This window comes from Prochlorococcus sp. ALOHA_ZT_50, from assembly GCF_022447305.1.
Taxonomy (GTDB): domain Bacteria; phylum Cyanobacteriota; class Cyanobacteriia; order PCC-6307; family Cyanobiaceae; genus Prochlorococcus_A.
Map to the genome: position 1 here is coordinate 58,724 of NZ_JAKVCI010000009.1, position 20,791 is coordinate 79,514.

General features: G+C 32.8%; 19 protein-coding genes. 12 read left to right on the forward strand and 7 right to left on the reverse strand.

Going from position 1 to position 20,791, the window contains the following annotated elements:
• Positions 1-56 precede the first annotated feature (56 nt).
• Positions 57-1,424 carry an ATP-dependent protease ATP-binding subunit ClpX gene (gene clpX, locus MK115_RS03150; RefSeq protein WP_042851202.1) on the forward strand — a complete coding sequence of 456 codons (1,368 nt, stop codon included), beginning with the start codon at positions 57-59 and terminating at the stop codon, positions 1,422-1,424.
• A 57-nt stretch (positions 1,425-1,481) separates the two neighbouring features.
• Entirely contained in the window at positions 1,482-3,239 is a 1,758-nt protein-coding gene (locus MK115_RS03155; protein ID WP_287609190.1) for a DNA polymerase III subunit gamma/tau, read from the forward strand.
• Between the two features lies 1 nt (position 3,240).
• Here MK115_RS03155 and MK115_RS03160 read toward each other — a convergent pair whose 3' ends face one another.
• Both MK115_RS03160 and MK115_RS03165 read right to left on the reverse strand, forming a co-directional pair.
• Positions 3,241-4,542: a glycosyltransferase family 2 protein gene (locus MK115_RS03160; RefSeq protein ID WP_287609191.1), complete on the reverse strand. Its 1,302-nt coding sequence runs from the start codon at positions 4,540-4,542 to the stop codon at positions 3,241-3,243.
• 27 nt (positions 4,543-4,569) lie between these two features.
• Positions 4,570-6,108, reverse strand: a complete 1,539-nt coding sequence (locus MK115_RS03165) for a SpoIID/LytB domain-containing protein (protein ID WP_287609192.1) — start codon at positions 6,106-6,108, stop codon at positions 4,570-4,572.
• A 91-nt stretch (positions 6,109-6,199) separates the two neighbouring features.
• On the opposite strand from MK115_RS03165, the gene rpmI reads away from it, so the two are divergent.
• From rpmI to MK115_RS03195, 6 genes are all read left to right on the forward strand, one after another.
• A complete protein-coding gene (gene rpmI, locus MK115_RS03170) occupies positions 6,200-6,397 on the forward strand; it encodes a 50S ribosomal protein L35 (RefSeq protein ID WP_011819271.1) in 198 nt (65 codons plus the stop codon).
• A 28-nt stretch (positions 6,398-6,425) separates the two neighbouring features.
• Entirely contained in the window at positions 6,426-6,773 is a 348-nt protein-coding gene (gene rplT, locus MK115_RS03175) for a 50S ribosomal protein L20 (protein WP_025895195.1), read from the forward strand.
• A gap of 36 nt (positions 6,774-6,809) precedes the next feature.
• The gene (locus MK115_RS03180; RefSeq protein WP_025895196.1) at positions 6,810-7,367 is read left to right on the forward strand and encodes a tetratricopeptide repeat protein; all 558 of its coding nucleotides are present in this window, start codon (positions 6,810-6,812) and stop codon (positions 7,365-7,367) included.
• Between the two features lie 2 nt (positions 7,368-7,369).
• A complete protein-coding gene (locus tag MK115_RS03185; RefSeq protein ID WP_025945507.1) occupies positions 7,370-8,164 on the forward strand; it encodes a thiazole synthase in 795 nt (264 codons plus the stop codon).
• A gap of 170 nt (positions 8,165-8,334) precedes the next feature.
• Positions 8,335-9,528, forward strand: coding sequence for an NAD-dependent epimerase/dehydratase family protein (locus MK115_RS03190; RefSeq protein ID WP_075449260.1), 1,194 nt, complete (start codon positions 8,335-8,337; stop codon positions 9,526-9,528).
• 27 nt (positions 9,529-9,555) lie between these two features.
• Complete coding sequence (locus MK115_RS03195; protein WP_025980084.1) at positions 9,556-10,689, forward strand: glycosyltransferase family 4 protein; 1,134 nt, start codon at positions 9,556-9,558, stop codon at positions 10,687-10,689.
• Between the two features lie 15 nt (positions 10,690-10,704).
• Here MK115_RS03195 and MK115_RS03200 read toward each other — a convergent pair whose 3' ends face one another.
• The 5 genes from MK115_RS03200 to MK115_RS03220 form a co-directional block, all read right to left on the reverse strand.
• On the reverse strand, positions 10,705-10,953 hold the full coding sequence (locus MK115_RS03200) for a hypothetical protein (RefSeq protein WP_287609213.1): 249 nt from the start codon (positions 10,951-10,953) through the stop codon (positions 10,705-10,707).
• A 129-nt stretch (positions 10,954-11,082) separates the two neighbouring features.
• Entirely contained in the window at positions 11,083-13,992 is a 2,910-nt protein-coding gene (gcvP, locus tag MK115_RS03205; protein WP_287609215.1) for an aminomethyl-transferring glycine dehydrogenase, read from the reverse strand.
• 45 nt (positions 13,993-14,037) lie between these two features.
• The gene (gcvH, locus tag MK115_RS03210) at positions 14,038-14,427 is read right to left on the reverse strand and encodes a glycine cleavage system protein GcvH (protein ID WP_042851212.1); all 390 of its coding nucleotides are present in this window, start codon (positions 14,425-14,427) and stop codon (positions 14,038-14,040) included.
• A 2-nt stretch (positions 14,428-14,429) separates the two neighbouring features.
• Entirely contained in the window at positions 14,430-15,722 is a 1,293-nt protein-coding gene (locus MK115_RS03215; protein ID WP_287609217.1) for a methionine gamma-lyase family protein, read from the reverse strand.
• An 18-nt stretch (positions 15,723-15,740) separates the two neighbouring features.
• Positions 15,741-16,439 (reverse strand): DUF8644 domain-containing protein, encoded by a 699-nt coding sequence (locus MK115_RS03220; protein ID WP_287609219.1) that lies wholly within the window; start codon positions 16,437-16,439, stop codon positions 15,741-15,743.
• Positions 16,440-16,514: 75 nt separating this feature from the next.
• On the opposite strand from MK115_RS03220, the gene MK115_RS03225 reads away from it, so the two are divergent.
• The 4 genes from MK115_RS03225 to mnmG form a co-directional block, all read left to right on the forward strand.
• Entirely contained in the window at positions 16,515-17,453 is a 939-nt protein-coding gene (locus MK115_RS03225) for an acyl-CoA desaturase (RefSeq protein ID WP_287609221.1), read from the forward strand.
• A 20-nt stretch (positions 17,454-17,473) separates the two neighbouring features.
• The gene (rplI, locus tag MK115_RS03230) at positions 17,474-17,929 is read left to right on the forward strand and encodes a 50S ribosomal protein L9 (RefSeq protein ID WP_011863768.1); all 456 of its coding nucleotides are present in this window, start codon (positions 17,474-17,476) and stop codon (positions 17,927-17,929) included.
• A 58-nt stretch (positions 17,930-17,987) separates the two neighbouring features.
• Positions 17,988-19,370, forward strand: coding sequence for a replicative DNA helicase (dnaB, locus tag MK115_RS03235; RefSeq protein ID WP_025915266.1), 1,383 nt, complete (start codon positions 17,988-17,990; stop codon positions 19,368-19,370).
• A 12-nt stretch (positions 19,371-19,382) separates the two neighbouring features.
• Positions 19,383-20,791, forward strand: a 1,409-nt coding sequence (gene mnmG / locus MK115_RS03240; protein ID WP_287609224.1) for a tRNA uridine-5-carboxymethylaminomethyl(34) synthesis enzyme MnmG, incomplete at its 3' end; no start/stop codon positions are given.

The window sequence follows — 20,791 nt, forward strand, 5'->3', positions numbered from 1 at the left end:
GCAATCCTAGTGAATAGGGAATATTTAACACCTTTCACTTTAAAAACTTATAATCGATGGCTAAATTCGACGCCCATCTTAAATGTTCATTTTGCGGGAAATCACAAGACCAAGTAAGAAAGCTTATAGCTGGTCCTGGGGTTTATATCTGTGATGAGTGCATAGACCTTTGTAATGAAATTCTCGATGAAGAACTACTTGATAATCAAGCGAACACAAACAACTCTCCGCAAGTAAAAAAGAAATTACCAACTGATAATCCAAAAAAATCTGTTCCTTTAGAATTAACCTCAATTCCTAAGCCATTAGAAATTAAAAGTTTTCTAGATAATCAAGTTGTTGGACAAGAATCTGCAAAAAAAATATTATCAGTAGCCGTATACAATCACTACAAGCGATTAGCTTGGAAAGTTAAAGAAGACAGTAAAAATAGCAATTCAACAGATTCACAAGCAACTAAATTACAAAAATCAAATATTTTACTCATCGGCCCTACTGGAAGTGGAAAAACATTATTGGCGCAAACTTTAGCAGAGTTTCTGGATGTTCCTTTTGCAGTAGCTGATGCAACGACTTTGACAGAAGCTGGATATGTTGGGGAGGATGTTGAAAACATACTTTTAAGACTTCTACAGAAATCAGAAATGAATGTAGAACTAGCTCAAAAAGGAATTATTTATATTGATGAAATAGATAAAATTGCAAGAAAAAGCGAGAATCCTTCAATTACTAGAGATGTCTCTGGTGAAGGGGTACAGCAAGCATTATTAAAAATGCTTGAAGGAACAATTGCTAATGTGCCACCTCAAGGCGGAAGAAAACATCCTTATCATGACTGCATCCAAATTGATACGAGTCAAATATTATTTATTTGCGGGGGAGCTTTTATAGGTTTAGAGGATATCGTTCAAAAGCGTATGGGTAAACACTCTATAGGATTTACCACCAATTCAGATCAAAACAAAGTTGATACAAAAAAAATAGTAGACCCAAGAGATTCCCTGAAAAATTTAGAATTAGATGACTTAGTGAAATATGGCCTAATTCCAGAATTTATTGGAAGAATTCCGGTTTGTGCTGTATTAGATCGTCTTACTAAAGAAACTTTAGAATCTATTTTGACTCAACCAAGAGATGCATTAGTAAAGCAATTCAAAACTTTGCTAAGTATGGATAATGTTGAATTATCATTTGAGCCTGATTCTGTTGAAGCGATAGCAAATGAAGCATATAAAAGAAAAACAGGTGCAAGAGCATTAAGATCAATAATTGAAGAGCTAATGCTAGACATAATGTACACTTTGCCTTCTGAAGAAAATGTAAAAGAATTCACAATTACGAAAAAAATGGTAGATAATTTGTTCTCATCTAAAATTGTTAAACTACCTTCAGGATCAAAAAGAATCATTAAAGAGTCTGCATAAAATTAGAGTTTAATTTTTTTAATTGAATCCCTAATTTTTCTAATTAATGAAAAATAAATGCCAAATATACATAAGCCTTTTCATCAAAAATATAGACCAAACAACTTAGACGAACTGGTTGGGCAAAAATTTATATCCATTACACTCAAACAAGCACTATTAACAAAAAAAATTGCTCCTGCATATCTTTTTAATGGTCCAAGAGGCACTGGAAAAACATCAAGTGCAAGAATATTTGCAAAATCTCTAAATTGCCAGGCATTCGACCAACCTACGATAACTCCTTGTTGTAAATGTGACTTATGTAGACAAATTACAGATGGGAGCGCTCTAGATATTATCGAGATTGATGCAGCATCAAATACAGGAGTAGAAAATATAAGAGAAATTATAGAAAGAGCGAGATTTGCACCTACTCAAGCGAGATGGAAAGTATATGTTATTGATGAATGTCATATGCTTTCAACGGCAGCTTCAAATGCTTTACTAAAAACTATTGAAGAACCGCCCTCAAGAGTTGTATTTATCCTTGCGACGACAAATCCTGAGAGAGTATTAAATACAATAAAAAGTAGATGCCAAAAGTTTGATTTTAGAAGAATAAGCCCTAGTGATATTTTTCAACATTTATCAGAAATCGCCGAAAAAGAATCCATTAAGTACGAAGTTCAGGCGTTAAAAATGATTGCAAAAAGGTCTAATGGAGGTATGAGAGATGCACAAAGCCTCCTTGAACAATTGAATCTTTTACCAGAAGGGATAACAATTAATAATATCCAAAACCTCCTAGGAGAAGTATCAGAAAGTGAATTAACAAATCTGATTAAATCATTGGTTGAGAATAATCCAGAGTCATTAATTGACACCTGCAACAAATTATATGATGCCGGAAACGAACCTCTTCAAATAATTATCGGATTATTGAATATAACAAGAGATCTACTATTACACACTACTAATAATAAATATTCAGATCTTTATTATACGTCTGATGAATTTCGAGATGAGTTAGATAAAATCTCAAAAACAATAAATAAATCAACAATAATTAATTGGCATAATAATCTGAGAAATATTGAATATCAAATCAAATCAAGTGATAATCCAAGGCTTTGGTTTGAAATACATTTAACTGGTCTTCTGGATAGTCAAGAGATAAATAGTTTTGAAAATAAACAAGAAAGTAAAAATAATACGACTGAGGAGAAGCATGAAAGTAGAAAAAACATTCCAATTAATAAAGAAAATATTTCAGATGAGATTCCAAAACCAAGTATCCAAGAAGAGATAACTCACAAGGAATTGATCGAAAAAAAAGACGAAAAATTAGAAAAATTTGAAGTTCTTGAAAAAGAAAGTATTGAAAATATTTCTGAAAATAACCAAAATAATCCTGGATCAAATTTAAAAGATAAATGGGAATTAATTCTTTCTAAAGTAGAGTTACCATCAACAAGAATGTTACTTTCACAACAAGCCGAACTTGAAAGTTTTGATTCGGAGAAAATCACAATTGCATTATCTCCAAACTGGGAAAATATGATAAAAAGCAGAAAAGTTATAATTGAAAATACTGTAAAAAAGATATTTGGAGATGGAATAATACTTAATTTTTCAACCAAACAATTAAATAAAAGTAACCCAACAAACACTCCAGAAATAACCCAAAATGAAGTAAATAATTTCCGACCAATAAAAAAAATAGAACCAAAAACTAATTCGTCAACAAAAATATCTAACGAGGAAACTTATGATGATAGTTCAAAAAACTTAGCAAATTTTTTTAATGGAGAAATTATAGACCTTGATGAATAAATTAAACTCCAGTATGAAGAGTTTTTCGCCAGAGTATCTTTTTGGGAAAAATAGACATCTTTATTGTTACCCAAGGGATTACTAAAAACCAATGTGATAAATAAAAAACCGATACAAATACCATCAAAAAATTGCTTTTTTGCAATACAGGTACTTCGCTTTTACAAGAAGAACCGTACCAAAAAGCAATTCCAGATAACATAAAAGCTGTAAATGAAATAGGCCAGTAAATTGGTGAATCTAATAAAGCAATACTGAAAACTAAATCAAAAATAGAAATGATTGGTAATGCATATTGCAAGATGAAAAAGTAAGTTAAATCAAATTTCTGCAAATAATCAATTTTATTAGTAAATAATTGATCTCCATAATCAAAGAATCTTTGCAAACCCCCCTCTGCCCATCTTTGCCTTTGCGCTAATAAAGCATTTAAATTCTCAACTGCTTCCTCCATGACTGGAGGATCCCATAAGATTCCAATTCTAGATTTTGATAATAATAATCTTAAACTCAAATCAAGATCATCTGTAACTGTATCTTCATTAAAAGAACCACATGCCAATAATGTTTCTTTCTTAATTAATTGGCCATTTCCCCTTAATTCAGAAACTCCAGCAACTGATAATCTTCCATATTGAAAGATTGCATCCATAGCCATCTCCATTGACTGACAGGAAGTTAAAAAATTCTTACTTACATTTGTTACTGATTTTCTTAGTTGAACTGCAGACCAATCACCCTCTTCTACAAAACTAAATAACCTTATCAAAGAATCTTGTTTTAATTCAGCATCAGCATCCAAAACTAATAACCATTCACCATGAGTAAACTTCAAGGCATAATTCAAAGCTCCTGACTTTCCTCCTCCTGCATTTGGAGAACGACTTATGACTTTTAGCTTGTCATATTGTCTAGATAATCGATCTAAAATTAAAGGCGTCTTATCAGAACTACCATCATCGATTATGTAAATATTTAATTTATTTGTTGGATAATCTAAACTAAATAATCTTTCAACTAATCTTGATATGACATTCTCTTCATCTCTAGCTGCGACTAAAATATCAAGCACAGGTAACTCTTTATTGCTAATTCTTCTGCTTACAGTATTTAAAACGTTGTTCCTTTTGAAATTTCTAGAAATAACTATTAAACCGTAAAAAACAATCACAAAAGAAAGAGTCAATATAATGTAAAAGAAATTTTCGATATTGTAAGCATGAGGAATAAAAGCTACTAAAAAACAAGCACTAAGAAATATAAACGACTTCAATCTTCGATTTTTATAAAAACCCTTACTCATAAAAGTAAATTGTTAATTACTTAACTTTCATTGAGACAATATCTCAAATTTTTTTAGTTTTGCATTTCGATAGTAATGATTCAATATTTGTTCATAAGAGAATCCTAATTTAGCCATTTCAATTGCTCCTGACTGAGATAAACCTACACCATGACCGAAGCCTCCTCCTCTCAAAAGCCATAAATCATCATTTAATTTATTAATAGTAAACAAATTACTAGGTATAAAATTTAATACCCGTCGAATATCATCTTTAACAAGAACAATAGATTTATTACCCTTGTCCGTTTGTATTTCCAATTTTGTCACTCTGCCACTAGACCCACGTTCAATAGAATTTAAATCCAAAACATCTTCATTAATATTTATAAGTTTGTTTTTAATTAACTTTTCTTTAATTTCAAGACTAGAAATTTTCTTATTCCATCGAAAAAGAGAATGATTACTCCCATAAAACTGTTCTTTATCAAAATCTAAAAAATTATTTAAATCAGATTCATTTGTAATTGGAAGTTTAAAAATTTTATTTAATGATTTAGAACCATCAATGATTGAATTGAAATAAGAATAATCTTGAATTTGCCAAGACTCGCCTGCAGTAGCAGATACTCCACCATTAGAACCATGGTAAAAAGCATTTATTGGTTGATTTTCATGAGTGAGAATTAAATTTGAAGTTTCGTCTATGGCTTTTTGTACGTTTTTATATGAAATTTCAGAAGGCTTATAAACTTGGCATTGAGTGCTTATACATAAATGATATTTATCCATATTAAATCTATCAGAATTAAATATGCCCCAAGTTCTTGCAATAACTGCTTGAGCCTTGAGTGCTTCTAAAGGAGAATTCGGTCCAATTTCATATGGCAAAACACCTGCCAAATAGTCATCAAATTCAATTTTTTGAACTAATGTCCAAGTTCCATATGAATCTTTTATTAAATAAAAATTTTTACCAAAATTAACACCATTTATTTTTATTTCCTCTTGAGCATAAATATATATAGGTCCTTCGAGTTTCATAACACTATATTCACTTCTAAGAACAGGAGTAATTTGAAAGTCTTTTCTTTTTCTGAAAATCTTATTTTTTAATTCAAACTCTGGCAGATCATCTTGAAATGGAATCCATACTTCCCAATTTTTAGGGTAGGCAACAGTCGTCTCAAATCCTTTATCTCTTAGTTTCTCTGATTGTTTTTTTGCCGATTCATAGCTAGCAAAAGGACCAAAAACAATTCTTTCAATTGTTTTTGGATTTTTGACGGGAATATCCGCCCAGGTAATATTTATCTGTTTTGATTTATGTTTAATACCGTTGGACGATATCAAGTTTAAAAAACCTTTATTAGTTGTAAAGTTTATATTCTTTTTCTCCGAAAAACTATCATTCTCCCCGCCTAAATATTGCTTTAAACCAATTAAAAATTTTCCTTTTTTAATTTCATTATGGAGTTCAACCTTTAGCAATTCTTCTCCTTTTGCATTTGAAATAAATTTAGTGTTTATTATTAAAAGAGAAATACAGCCTAAAAATAAGTTTAAAAAGGCAAATTTAAGTTTCATAAATTAGAACTTTCCTTATCAATTAAAAACTTTAATTTGCACCAATGCGTATAAAGGTTTAGATTATCCTAATTAAACACATTTGACTTAAATGTCTAAACTAAAAACTCGTAAATCAGCTGCCAAAAGATTTAAAGCTACTGCGACGGGTAAATTCATGAGAAGAAGAGCTTTCCATAATCATTTACTTGATCATAAAAGCTCAAAATTAAAAAGACATCTATCAACAAAAGCCGTAGTTGATGAAAGAGATGCTGATAATGTAAGATTAATGATTCCATACGCATAAATCTTTAACCAATTTTTATTAGATATTCATGGCACGGGTAAAAAGAGGCAACATAGCCAGAAAAAGAAGAAACAAAATCTTAAATCTTGCAAAAGGTTTTAGAGGCGGCAACAAAAATCTTTTCAGAACCGCAAACCAAAGAGTGATGAAAGCTCTTTGTAATGCTTATAGGGATAGAAGAAGAAGAAAAAGAGATTTTAGAAGACTTTGGATCTCTAGAATTAACGCATCTGCGAGGATAAATGGAACAAACTATAGCAAGTTAATAAATGGCATGAAAAATTCAGAAATTATCATTAACAGAAAAATGCTTGCTCAATTAGCCTTAAACGATCCTAAGTGTTTTGAAAAAATTGTTTCTTCCGTTAGTAAGTAGAAAAAAGAATATAATCTAGAAAAGTAATTATAAATAATGGAAATATCTTCCTTTCAATCTTATTTAATAATTCTTTTTGTTGTATTAATAATAATTTCTATTTTTGTATTCAGACAATTTCTAAAAACAAGAAGTGAAGAATTAAATTTAGTAAAATTCGAGCAGAAAGGTTTAGATTCTCTCACTCAAGCTACAGAATTATATGAATTTGGGTCTATTCAGATAAAAAAAAGATTATATTCTGAAGCTACTAAAACTTTTTTAAAAGCAATTGAAAATTATGAAAATGAACCTGATGAAGCCAAAGCGATAATAAATAATGCTTTAGGATTTTCTTATGCTGCTCAAAATGAATTTAAGAAAGCAATTAAACACTATAACTCTGCAATAAAATCACTTCCAGAATATCCTATAGCCCTAAATAACCTCGCATCAGCACAACAGCGTTTACTTGAGTACGACTTGGCATATGAAACTTATCAAAAGGTTTTGGTGATAGATCCAAAAAACAAAACAGCAATTAAAAAAAGTAAGGAGTTAGAAAAAAGAAACAATTATAAACCTTATAAAGGTATTAAAGATAAGGGATTCTAAATATGGAAAATTATTCTTCTTTACTAATTGGTGGAAAACAATTTTCCAGTAGATTAATGGTTGGTACTGGCAAATACAAATCTACTCAAGATATGGTAGAAAGTTTGTCAAATTCTGAAACGGAAATTATAACCGTCGCTGTTAGAAGAATTAAAAATGATCAGACCGGAGAAAATTTACTCGAAAAGATCAACTGGGAAAAATACTGGATGCTTCCTAATACAGCTGGTTGTGTTAATTCCGATGAGGCAGTCAGAATAGCAATTTTAGGTAGAGAACTTGCAAAATTATCTGGTCAAGAAGAAAATAATTTTGTGAAGTTAGAAGTTATTCCTGACAAAAAGTATTTGCTACCAGATCCAATAGAAACTCTTAAAGCAGCCGAAATTTTAATAAAAAAGGGTTTCGCTGTACTACCTTATATCAATGCAGATCCTATTCTTGCAAAAAGACTAGAAGAAATAGGTTGTGCAACTGTAATGCCATTGGGCTCGCCCATAGGCTCCGGGCAAGGTTTGTTAAATTTATCAAATATAAGGATAATTATTGAGAATGCAAAAGTGCCAGTAATAATTGACGCAGGAATTGGGGTGCCTAGTGAAGCTTCTCAAGCTATGGAAATTGGAGCTGATGGTGTCTTAATCAATAGTGCAATAGCACAAGCTGCAAATCCTCCTCTAATGGCTCAAGCGATAAATTATAGTGTGAAAGCTGGCAGGCAAGCTTTTCTGGCAGGAAGAATTAAAAAACAAGACTTTGCAGTAGCAAGTTCGCCGGAAAAAAATATATCTATCTAATTCTCTAAATTGAGAAAAGTTTAAAAAGAAAGTAAAAATTTATTATTTGCTTTTATTTATCGTATTAAGAAAGAAGATTTGAAACTATTTACAATGTTTTTTCGCAAAGTGGAAGCACGCTGTAGTAATTTAATAAATATATTATGAATCTTTTAATTCTGGAGTTCTGAGTGAAAGTTATTGTTCTAGGTGGAGATGGTTTTTGCGGTTGGCCTTGTGCGGTGAATTTAGCAGAGCAAAATCATGATGTAATTATTGTCGACAATTTAAGTCGTAGAAAAATTGATATTGATCTAGAGGTAGAATCTTTAACTCCAATTGCTTCGATAACAGAACGACTTTCTGCATGGGAAGAGATTGGAGGTAAGCCTATGAGATTTCTTAATATGGATATCTCTAAACAATATCAAAAATTACTCAATTTGCTCATTGATGAAAAACCAGATTCCGTGATCCATTTTGCAGAACAAAGAGCAGCACCTTACTCGATGAAATCGAGTTTTACCAAAAGATATACAGTAGATAATAATGTTAATGGCACCCACAACCTTCTTGCTGCAATAGTAGAGAGTAATTTAGATATTCATGTTGTTCATTTAGGAACAATGGGAGTCTACGGATATGGATCACATAGAGGTGCAACAATTCCAGAAGGTTATCTAAAAGTTGAAGTTCCACAACCAGATGGAAGCCGCTTTGAAGAAGAAATATTACACCCTGCAAGTCCAGGTAGTGTTTACCATATGACTAAAACTTTAGATCAATTATTATTTCTTTACTACAACAAAAATGATCTTGTAAGGATTACTGATCTACATCAAGGCATTGTTTGGGGAACAAATACAGAAGCAACTTTAAAAGATCCTAGATTGACAAACCGATTTGACTATGACGGAGATTATGGAACTGTTTTAAACAGATTTCTAATGCAAGCTGCAATTGGATATCCATTAAGTGTTCATGGGACAGGAGGGCAAACAAGAGCATTTATACATATAAAAGACTCTGTAAAATGCGTACAACTTGCTCTTGAAAATCCTCCAAAATCTGGAGAAAGAGTCAAAATCTTTAATCAAATGACTGAGAGTCATCAAGTTGGAGAACTAGCTAAAAAAGTTGCTTCTCTAACTGGAGCTGATATCAATTATTTACCAAATCCAAGGAATGAAGCAGTAGAAAATGATCTAATTGTTGATAATAAATGCTTTATAGAATTAGGTTTAAACCCAACGACTCTTGATAATGGCTTATTAGAAGAAGTTGTTGAAGTTGCTAAAAAATACTCCAATAGATGTGATCTTAAGCGCATACCTTGTGTTTCATCCTGGACTAAAAAACAAGCTGAGGCTATAAAGACTAATTAAAATTTCTGAAATAATTACCTTAAGAAAGTGAAAATTGCATTGTTTACTGAAACTTTTTTACCTAAAGTTGACGGCATAGTCACAAGACTGACTAAAACAATTGAATTTTTAATAAAAAATGGTGATGAAGTTATAATTTTTTGTCCAGAGGGGTGTCCAGAATCATATATGGGAGCAACTGTAGTTGGAGTTGCTGCAATGCCATTACCCTTATACCCAGAGTTGAAGCTTGGTTTACCAGGTCCTGCAGTCTCAGATAAGTTAGAAAAATTTAACCCAGATTTGATACATGTTGTTAATCCAGCTGTACTTGGCTTAGGTGGCATATGGTTGGCGAAAACTAATAATATTCCTTTAATTGCTAGCTACCATACTCATCTTCCGAAATATCTGGAACATTACGGTATGGGTATGCTAGAGCCACTTTTGTGGGAATTACTTAAAGCAGCTCATAATCAAGCCTTGTTAAATTTGTGTACTTCCACCGCTATGGTCAATGAATTAAAAGATAAAGGTATTCAAAGGACTGCTCTTTGGCAAAGAGGAGTAGATACTTACAGTTTCAGACCAGATTTAAGAAGTGAGAAAATGAGAGATAAATTATTTGGAAAATATAAAGATGCTAATTATTTATTGATTTATGTAGGAAGATTATCAGCAGAAAAACAAATTGAGAGAATTAAACCAGTCTTAGAAAGTATCCCTAATGCTTGCCTAGCACTTGTAGGTGACGGACCATATAGAAACCAGCTTGAAAAAATCTTCGAAAATACCAAGACTAATTTCATAGGATATTTATCTGGTGATGAACTTGCTAGCGCCTATGCCTCTGGAGATATATTTTTATTTCCCTCTAGTACAGAAACACTTGGTTTAGTTTTACTCGAAGCAATGGCCGCAGGATGTCCAGTTATCGGAGCCAACAAGGGGGGGATTCCAGATATAATTAGCGATGGGATTAATGGTTGTTTATATGATCCAGATGAAAAAGATAATGGGGTACAAAGTTTGATTGAAGCAACAAAAAAAATTCTAGAGAATGAAGATAAAAGAGAAATTATGAGAAAAGAGGCACGAAACGAAGCAGAAAAATGGGATTGGAATCAAGCAACGTTACAACTGCAAAATTATTATTCAGATACGCTCAAAGAAATAGATTAAATTTGATCTAAATTATTATGCTACGTGTGGGGGCGTAGGATTACTATATGAACTTAAAGGAAGTATTAGAGTAGCGATATTTTGATTCTTTTCAGGCCTTTTTTTCTTTGAAAATTTTTTACCAAAGGGTACTCTTATAACATTAGTTCCCTCAATGGAACAAATGTTTGAGTTATCTCCTGAAAAATTATTGACAAAATTTGGTAAATCTACGTTTTTAACTGGCAGGTGCTTAACATTACCAGATTTAAAATCTTTGGTCATAGCTTCAAATACCCCAAAAAATTTGATGCTCGAATATTTTAATAAAAAAATTTAAAAAAATTCTATAAGAAAATATTAAATTTTTATTCTCACTGATAATAACTAAGTAAATATAAGGACGCTAGTCCTTTAAGCACATTTTTTTTCTTCGAAAGTCTCGCCTTGATTTACATTGCAAGAACAAATTAAATTGCGATCGCCATATGCATTATTGATCCTAGAAACTGAAGACCAAAACTTAATAGATGTTGGAGTTTTATAAGGAAAAGAAGCTTTTTCTTTTGAATAAGGATAATGCCAATTATCAGCAATTAACTCTTTCAGCGTATGGGGAGCGTTACTTATTACATTATTATTCTTTAATTCAATATTTTTTTCTATTTCGCTGATTTCTTCTCCAATCAATAGCATAGCCTCGCAAAATCTATCCAATTCAACCAAACTTTCACTTTCAGTAGGCTCTATCATTATCGTCTCTGGAACAGGCCAACTTATAGTTGGGGCATGAAAACTATAATCTATTAATCGTTTAGCTAAATCATTTACACTCAAACCAGTTTTGGATTTTAAATCTCTAAAATCTAAAATACATTCATGTGCGACAAAATTATTTTTTCCTTTATAAAGAATCTTGAATTTATGCTTTAAAGAATGCGCAATATAATTTGCAGATAAAATTGCATGCGCAGTTGCTTTCCTTAAACCACTAAGACCAGCCATTTTTATGTACATCCAACTTATTGGAAGAATACTTGCACTCCCATGCTTGGCAGAAGATACGTAATTGGAACTATTAGATAAATTATTATCCATTAAAGAATGAGTAGGAAGAAATGGGCTTAAAGTTTCTGATGCAGCAACTGGACCTACTCCTGGACCACCACCTCCATGTGGAATGCAGAATGTTTTATGTAAATTCAAATGACAAACATCAACACCATAATTCCCCGGTTTACATAATCCAACCTGAGCGTTCAAATTTGCTCCATCTAAATAGACAAATCCTCCAACAGAGTGAATTAAATCACATATCTTTCTGATTTGTAATTCAAAAACTCCATGAGTAGAGGGATAAGTCAACATAAGAGCCCCTATTTGGTTATCAAATTTCTTGACCTTGATTGACAAATCTTGATAATCAATATTTCCTTCGTCATCACATTCAACAGTTAACACGTCAAAACCTGCCATAACTGCACTAGCAGGATTTGTTCCATGAGCACTTTTTGGAATTAAACATTTTTTTCTTAACAGTTCACCTTTTGATTCAAAATAAGAATTTATTGCCAATAAACCTGCAAACTCTCCTTGAGAGCCTGCATTTGGTTGAAAAGAAACTGATTTTAAACCAACAATCTCACTTATCCATTTTTCTAGGTCAGATATAATTTTTGAATAGCCTTTAGTTTGATCTGGTGGGGAAAAAGGATGAATGGAAGATAAATTAGCCCAAGAGACTGGATTTAACTCTGCTGCAGAATTTAACTTCATGGTACAGCTTCCCAATGGCATCATCCCATCTACCAAAGAAAAATCTTTTTCTGCAAGTCGGAATATATATCTCATTAATTCAGTTTCACTTTGGTAATTTGTGAATATATCTTGCTGCATCCATGCACTGGATCTCAAAGCTAAACTTTCAAGATGAAATTCTTTATCAAATTTTATATGCTCTAAATCTTCTTCTTTTTCTATAAGGTTTGCTATGAAAGTCAAAATATCTTTGATTTCTTTTTCATTACTAAGCTCATCTAAAGAGATCCCAAAGCCAGTTGAATTTTCAATAGTTGATCCCAACGGCAAAATTCTTAAGTTATAGCCATTTTTTAAAGCTTCATTATGGATCCTCTGGGAGTGCTCAGAATAAACATCAACACTATCAAATCTAATCCCATCAGGAATATCAAAACCTAAAGCAGCTAAACTTGATTCTAAATTTATTCTCAACTCAACTAATCTCTTAGCAATTTGCGTTAATCCAGAGGGTCCATGATAAATAGCATAAAAAGAAGAAATTATGGCTAACAAAGATTGAGCAGTACAAATATTACTAGTGGCCTTTTCCCTTCTAATATGTTGCTCTCTTGTTTGCAATGCTAGTCTTAGAGACTTTTCTCCATTTTTAGATAGAGTTTGCCCAACAATTCTTCCGGGTATCAGCCTTTTATATTTTTCGCTACAAGCAAAATATGCTGCATGGGGGCCACCAAAACCCATTGGAACACCAAATCTTTGCATACTACCCACTGCTACATCAACACCAAATTCAGAAATTGGTTTAATCAAAACTTGTGCTAGTGGATCAATACATGCCGTAACAATAATTTCTGATCTATGTGCTTGGGATATTAAGAATGTGGGATCATATAATTGTCCATTTTTACCAGGTAATTGCAACAACATTCCAAAAACATCATCATGATTAGGAAGGTTGCTTTGAGTAAAGCGTTTTAAGGATATTCCCAAAGGTTTTGCTCTGGTTTGTAGAACATTAAAAGTATGATCAAAAACATTTGATTCCACTAAGTACACTTTTGAAGATTTATTTTTTCTTGCGGAAAAACTCATGGCCATAGCTTCTGCAGCAGCAGTACCCTCATCCAACAAAGATGCATTGGCGACAGGGAATCCTGTTAGTTCACAAACAATAGTCTGAAAATTAAATAGAGCTTCTAATCTTCCTTGTGCAATTTCTGCTTGATATGGAGTATAAGACGTGTACCACCTTGGATTTTCAAGAACATGTCTTTGGATTACTTTAGGCATATGATTGTCATAATAACCAAGGCCTATAAGTGATCTCATTTTAGTATTTTTATTCGCAATCTCTTCTAATTCGTTTAAAGCCTCAATTTCTGAACAACCTTGGGGCAATATTTCTGAAGATTTATCTTTAAGCTGAATATCTTCAGGAATAACTTGATTTATAAATTGATCAATATTATTAAAACCAAGCTTGTTCAGCATAATTCTTTCATCATTATCTCCTAACCCAAGATGCCTATCTATAAACAAATCAGACCCAAATTTGGATGTCATATTAAAATATTTTTCTTTAAAATAGCTCTTTTTAAAAAGTTTGCCTTATTTTGGTACAACCTTTGATTGATATTCCTCAGAAGTCATCAAATCAGCAATTGATGCTTTTGATTCTGGTTTCAAAATGACTAACCAACCGTCTCCAATCGGATCATTCTGTAAAAGCTCAGGGTTCTCAATAACACTTTCATTTACAGATACTATTTCCCCTGAAAAAGGCAGATAGACTTCCTCAACGGCCTTAACTGATTCTATTGTTCCAAAAGTCTCGCCTTTCTCTAAAGTCGCACCTTCATCAGCTAATTCAACAAAAACAATATCTCCTAATTGATCTATAGCGAATTCACTAACTCCAATTTTTAATAATCCATTTTCTTCCAAGACATATTCATGAGTATCAGCATAGTTGAGGTTGTCTGGAAACTTGTAAGACATGATTAAGTAGATAAAGGAAGTAGAGAATCCTTTGAAATTAATTTTTCCTCTAATAATTCAGATAATAATCGAATTAATGCAATTTTGATGTGAGCTATGTGAGAACCACCTTGAACAAAAATATTGTAAGGATCTCTTAGAGGGGCATCAGCAGAAAATTCACTTGTACTACCTTCAATAAAGGTACCTCCTGCCATTAATAATTTTGAATCATATCCATCCATTGATGATGGAACAACATTCAGAAAAGAATCTACTGGTGAAGAATTTTGAAAAGATTGACAAACTTTTTGTACCAAATCAGGATTATTCAATCTTACTGACTGAATAAGATCAGATCTATAAGTTGCTGGCTCTGGTAAAACCTTAAATCCCAAATTTTTAAAGACTGCTGCAACCATATCAGCACCTTTTAGTGATTCGTGAACAATTTGTGGTGCTAAAAACAAACCCTGCAAAATTAATCTTCCTAGTCCAAAATTTATTCCTGCAGAAGAACCAATGCCTGGTGAGGTTAATCTAGAACATGCCATCTCAACCAACTCTGCATCTCCTGCAACGTACCCACCAGTAGGAACGATTGTTCCTCCCAAATTTTTAATCAATGATCCAGCAATTATATTTGCCCCTTTAGAAATTGGTTCACTATCTTCAACAAGCTCCCCATAACAGTTATCAACAAAACATATACAGTTAGGATCAAGAGAATGAATAAGACTACAAATTTTCTCTATCTGATGATTCGTAAGAGACTTTCTCCAACTATATCCACAACTTTTTTGTATGAATACTAATTTGCATGAATTTTCTTTAAAAGAATGAACAATTTTTTCTTCAAAAGAATCAAAATTCTCGCAGATATTTATTTGCTTATATTCAATCTCAAAATCTTTAAGTGAGCCTTTTCCTCCTCCCCTTATTCCTATGACTTCTTCTAACGTGTCATATGGTTGTCCTGTAAGAGATAACATTACATCTCCAGGTCTAAGAATTCCAAATAAGACAGAACTTATTGCATGCGTTCCACTTACAAATTGCATCCTCACAGCTGCCTTTTCAGCAAGAAACAATCTTGCAAAAACCGCATCAATTTTTTCTCTAGATATATCATCATGACCACTACCAGAAGATTGATTGAAATGACTAGTAGAAACTTTTTCTTCCTTAAAAATTGTCAAAATATTTTCTAATTTCTGGAAAACCTGATTGGACCTTTCTTGGAAAACTTTACTTAAACTCTCTTCGACAGAAAGAACAGCGTTTTCAGCCAGTTTTAAGTTATTGTCAAGAGTCATTTATTATGAAAATTCATGTTATTTTTCAGAAGCTAAATTTCTTAATTCTGCGAGGAAAGCATTAGGTCCCCTACCCTGAAAATAAGAAAGTTTTTTTGAAGCCTCATATAAATCAAGAAGTTCTCCATCTAATTCTTCTGCCGTATAATCTCTAATTCCTGCAATTACCTCAGCAAAACGTTCTCTACGGGCAGATTTATTGACAGCATAGGCTTCCATTACCTGCATTTTACATGATCTCCAAGCCTTATTCTGACAAAAATGCACTGAAAGAGCATCACTTAAAGCAGAAGCTTCTTCATCTTCTATGTACCAGTCAAAAGATGAAGGTAGAGATTTTAATCCTGAAAATATCTCGAATAACTCCCCGGCCGACAATGGATTACCAGAATCATTTTTTAGGGGTAATGCAGACTCTTCCAAAGATTTCCATAACTCTGGGTAATCACTTTCAAAACGATCCCTGATTTTTTCAATACCTTGATCAAGAATCGTATTAACTTGAGCTAAAGCAAGAAAAACTTCAGGACCTGGCGAAGATAACTTCCCATTCCTAAGATTAGAAATTTGCGAATTATGAACTTTACCTAAATCAAGAACTTCAGAAAGTAATGGCAATACTCTGTGAGACCAACCATTTCTTTCATGCCAGAGGTGTATCAAATGAGCCATAGCCCTTCGACCTCTAGATAATTTATCGCGATATCCGAGACTCACAGATAATTAAACTTATCAATAGTATAGTATGATAATATTACATATCGGTAATTTTGAAAATAGTATTTCAATATCATGAATTCAGTAATTTTCCAAGAAACAGCAAAATTAAAAAAACCTGTTCCAGCTGAAAAAGTTATAGAACTCTCAGAAAAATTACTGGAACCTTCCAGTCATTCAAAAAGATATCCTCCAAGACTACATAAAACGTGGGGAACAATAGTTTTTATGGTTGCAATTCATATTCTTTCTCTTGTAGCTATACAACCAAAATTTTGGAGTCTCCCTGCAGTCACTTCATTATTATTTTTTTACTGGGTAACTGCTTGTTTAGGAGTCACCCTTGGATATCACAGATTGTTATCACACAGATCGTTCATTGTACCAAGATGGTTAGAAAGATTTTTTGCTACCTGTGGAGCTATAAGTTGCCAGCATGGACCAATAGATTGGGTAGGTTTACATAGGCATCACCACTCTTTTTCAGATACTGAAGTAGATCATCACAATAGTAAAAAGGGGTTTTGGTGGAGTCATATGGGTTGGATGTTTAAAGACGTAGAAGCACTAAAAGCTGTTCCAAAACTAAGTGCAGATTTAATCAAGGATCCATACTATAGATTTTTAAATAAATATTTTTTATTCTTACAAATTCCTATTGGACTTTCTTTGTACGCAATAGGTCAAAAATTAGGAGTTGGAGGATGGGCTCTAGTCCTTTGGGGAATTCCATTGAGGCTTGTGGTTGTTTATCACATAACTTGGCTAGTCAACTCCGCGACGCATTGTTGGGGTAAAGCACCATTTGAAAGTGGTGATTCATCTAAAAACAATGCGTGGGTTGCTGCATTAACATTTGGAGAAGGTTGGCATAATAATCATCATGCATTTCCCAATTCGGCAAAACAAGGATTATTTAAAGGTCAGATAGACATAACATGGGAACATATTAAGATTCTTGCGAAATTTGGTCTTGCAAAAAAAGTAAAGTTACCCTCTAGGTCTTATTATTAACTATATTGTTCAATATTTTCATGGCTAAAAGAGTACAAGTCGCATTAACTGAATCAATCGCATCACTAGGTAAAGAAGGAGATCTAGTTGAAGTAGCACCTGGATACGCAAGAAATTTTCTATTACCTTATGGCAAGGCAATGAATGTAACACCAGCAGTCCTTAAACAAATTGAAAGGAAGAAAGAAAAAGAAAAAATCGCTGCTGATAAATTAAAGCAAGAAGCTTTAGATTTCCAAACTGCATTATCTACAATAGGTAGGTTCACTATCAAAAAACAGGTTGGAGAAGATGGTGTCCTTTTTGGAACGGTTACCAATGGGGATGTTGCCGAAGCAATAGAAGCGGCAACTAAAAAAGAAATTGATAGAAGAAACATTACTGTTCCTGATATTCATAATTTAGGTTCCTTTACTGCAAAAATAAAATTACATCCAGAAGTAAATGCAGAAGTAAATATTGAAGTAACAAGTTAATCAATTTGTTGCATTATTTTGAAAAGTAGCCAGAGTATATATCTAAGCAATTAAAGATATGGTTTCCGTACCTTTTCCAAATAATGGGCAAAATAAAAATTTTAAAAAGGATTTTAATAGTGAAAATGCTGGATTAGTTCCTCCTCAAAACGTTCAAGCAGAGGAAGCTGTTCTTGGTGGCATACTTCTTGATCCAGACGCGATCGGAAGAATTGCAGACTTAATTAAACCTGAAGCTTTTTATATAAATGCCCATCAAGAGATTTATAGAACAGCATTAATGTTGCATACCCAGGGTAAACCAACTGATTTAACATCAATGAGTGCTTGGTTAGCAGATAATGGATCACTAGAAAAAATTGGAGGAAACAGCAAACTGGTAGAACTAGTTGAAAATGTTTCCTCTACAGCTTCCATAGAACAAGTTGCTAATTTAATTAACGACAAATTCATGAGAAGGCAACTTATCAGATCTGGAAATGAAGTGGTTCAACTAGGTTTTGATCAAACTCAAGATACTAATGAAGTTCTAGATAAAGCAGAGCAAAAAATATTTGAAATCAGTCAAGAAAAACCTTCAAAAGGTCTGACTCAAGCAGCTGAAATCCTTACAAGTACTTTCAATGAAATAGAGTCAAGATCATTAGGTACTTCAGTAGCTGGAATTCCTGTAAATTTCTACGATCTTGATGCGATGACTCAAGGTTTTCAAAGAAGTGATTTAATAATTGTTGCTGGAAGACCTTCAATGGGGAAAACTTCAATAGTTCTTAATCTGGCTAAAAATGTTGCACAATCTCAAGATTTACCTGTGTGTGTATTTAGCCTTGAAATGAGTAAAGAACAGTTGACATATAGATTACTCTCTATGGAAGTTGGAATCGAGAGTGGCAGGCTAAGAACAGGAAGATTACAGCAAGATGAATGGCCATTACTCGGAGAAGGTATCAATTCATTAGGTCAATTACCAATATTTATAGATGACAAGCCTAACTTAAGTGTTTTAGAGATGAGATCTCTGTGCAGAAGATTAATAGCTGAACAAAAAAAAGAACTTGGATTAATTGTGATTGATTACCTCCAGTTGATGGAAGGATCAACCCCTGATAATAGAGTGCAAGAACTTTCACGAATAACAAGAGGTCTTAAAAGCATGGCCAGAGAATTAAAAGTACCAGTAGTAGCTTTATCTCAGCTTAGTAGAGGGGTAGAGTCTAGAACAAATAAAAGACCAATGTTAAGCGATCTAAGAGAATCAGGATCTATTGAACAAGACGCAGATTTAGTATTAATGATTTATAGAGATGAATACTATAATCCAGAGACTGAAGATAGAGGAATTACAGAAATCATTGTCACTAAACATAGAAATGGACCCGTAGGAACTGTTAAATTATTATTTGAACCTCAATTTACGAGATTTAGGAATTTAGCTAATTAAATCGATCCTAAAATGCAAGATCATCACTCAACAAATGAATCTTTTGACATCATCGTTATTGGAGGAGGACATGCAGGATGCGAAGCAGCTATAACAACAGCAAAATTAGGATTTTCTACAGCCTTATTTACAATCAATTTAGATAGGATTGCCTGGCAACCTTGCAACCCTGCTGTTGGCGGCCCGGCAAAAAGTCAGTTGGTACATGAAGTTGATGCATTAGGTGGAATTATTGGTAAATTAGCTGATGAGACAGCTATACAAAAAAGAATATTAAATGCAAGTAGAGGCCCAGCTGTATGGGCATTAAGAGCTCAAACAGATAAAAGAGAATACTCAAAAAAGATGATTGAAATACTACAAAATACAGATAATTTATCTTTAAAAGAAGCAATGATTACTGAACTGGATATTGCAAAAACTGAAGAAATTGGATTGAACTCAAAAAAAATCTTAAAAAAAAGAATAAAGGGTGTAAGGACTTTCTTTGGTAGTTATTATTCAGCAAGATCAGTTATCATCACAGCTGGTACGTTCTTAGAAGGAAGAATATGGATAGGAAATAAATCAATGTCAGCTGGTAGATCGGGCGAACAAGCAGCAAAAGGTCTTACTCAAAATTTGCACGAAATTGGTATCAAAACAGAACGTTTAAAAACAGGAACTCCAGCAAGAGTTGATAAAAGAAGTATCATTTTTGATGAATTAGATATTCAACCAAGTACTGCAGCAGATAAATATTTTTCGTTTGACCCAGATATAAAAAATAATATGCCCCAAGTTAGTTGTCACATCACAAGAACAACTACCAAAACACATCAACTAATTCGAGACAATTTACATTTAACTCCCATTTACGGCGGTTTTATTGATAGTAAGGGGCCAAGATATTGTCCATCAATTGAAGATAAAATCGTTAAATTTGCTGATAAAGAATCACATCAAATTTTCTTAGAACCAGAAGGAATTAATACCCCTGAAATATATGTACAAGGATTTTCTACAGGTTTACCCGAAAATATTCAATTAGAACTTTTAAGGACCTTACCTGGATTAGGTGAATGTAAAATGTTGCGACCAGCATATGCTGTGGAGTATGACTATATACCTGCAACACAGCTCCAAACATCACTCGAAACGAAAGAAATTGAATATTTATTTAGCGCTGGACAAATTAATGGAACTACTGGTTATGAAGAAGCAGCAGCACAAGGATTAGTAGCCGGAGTCAATGCGACAAGAAAACTAAACAAAAAAGATCCAATAATCTTCACTAGAGAAAGCAGTTATATAGGAACAATGATCAATGATTTAATTACCAAAGATCTCAAAGAACCATATAGAGTTCTCACTAGTAGGAGTGAATATAGGTTAACTCTTAGAGGAGATAATGCAGATAGAAGATTAACACCATTAGGATA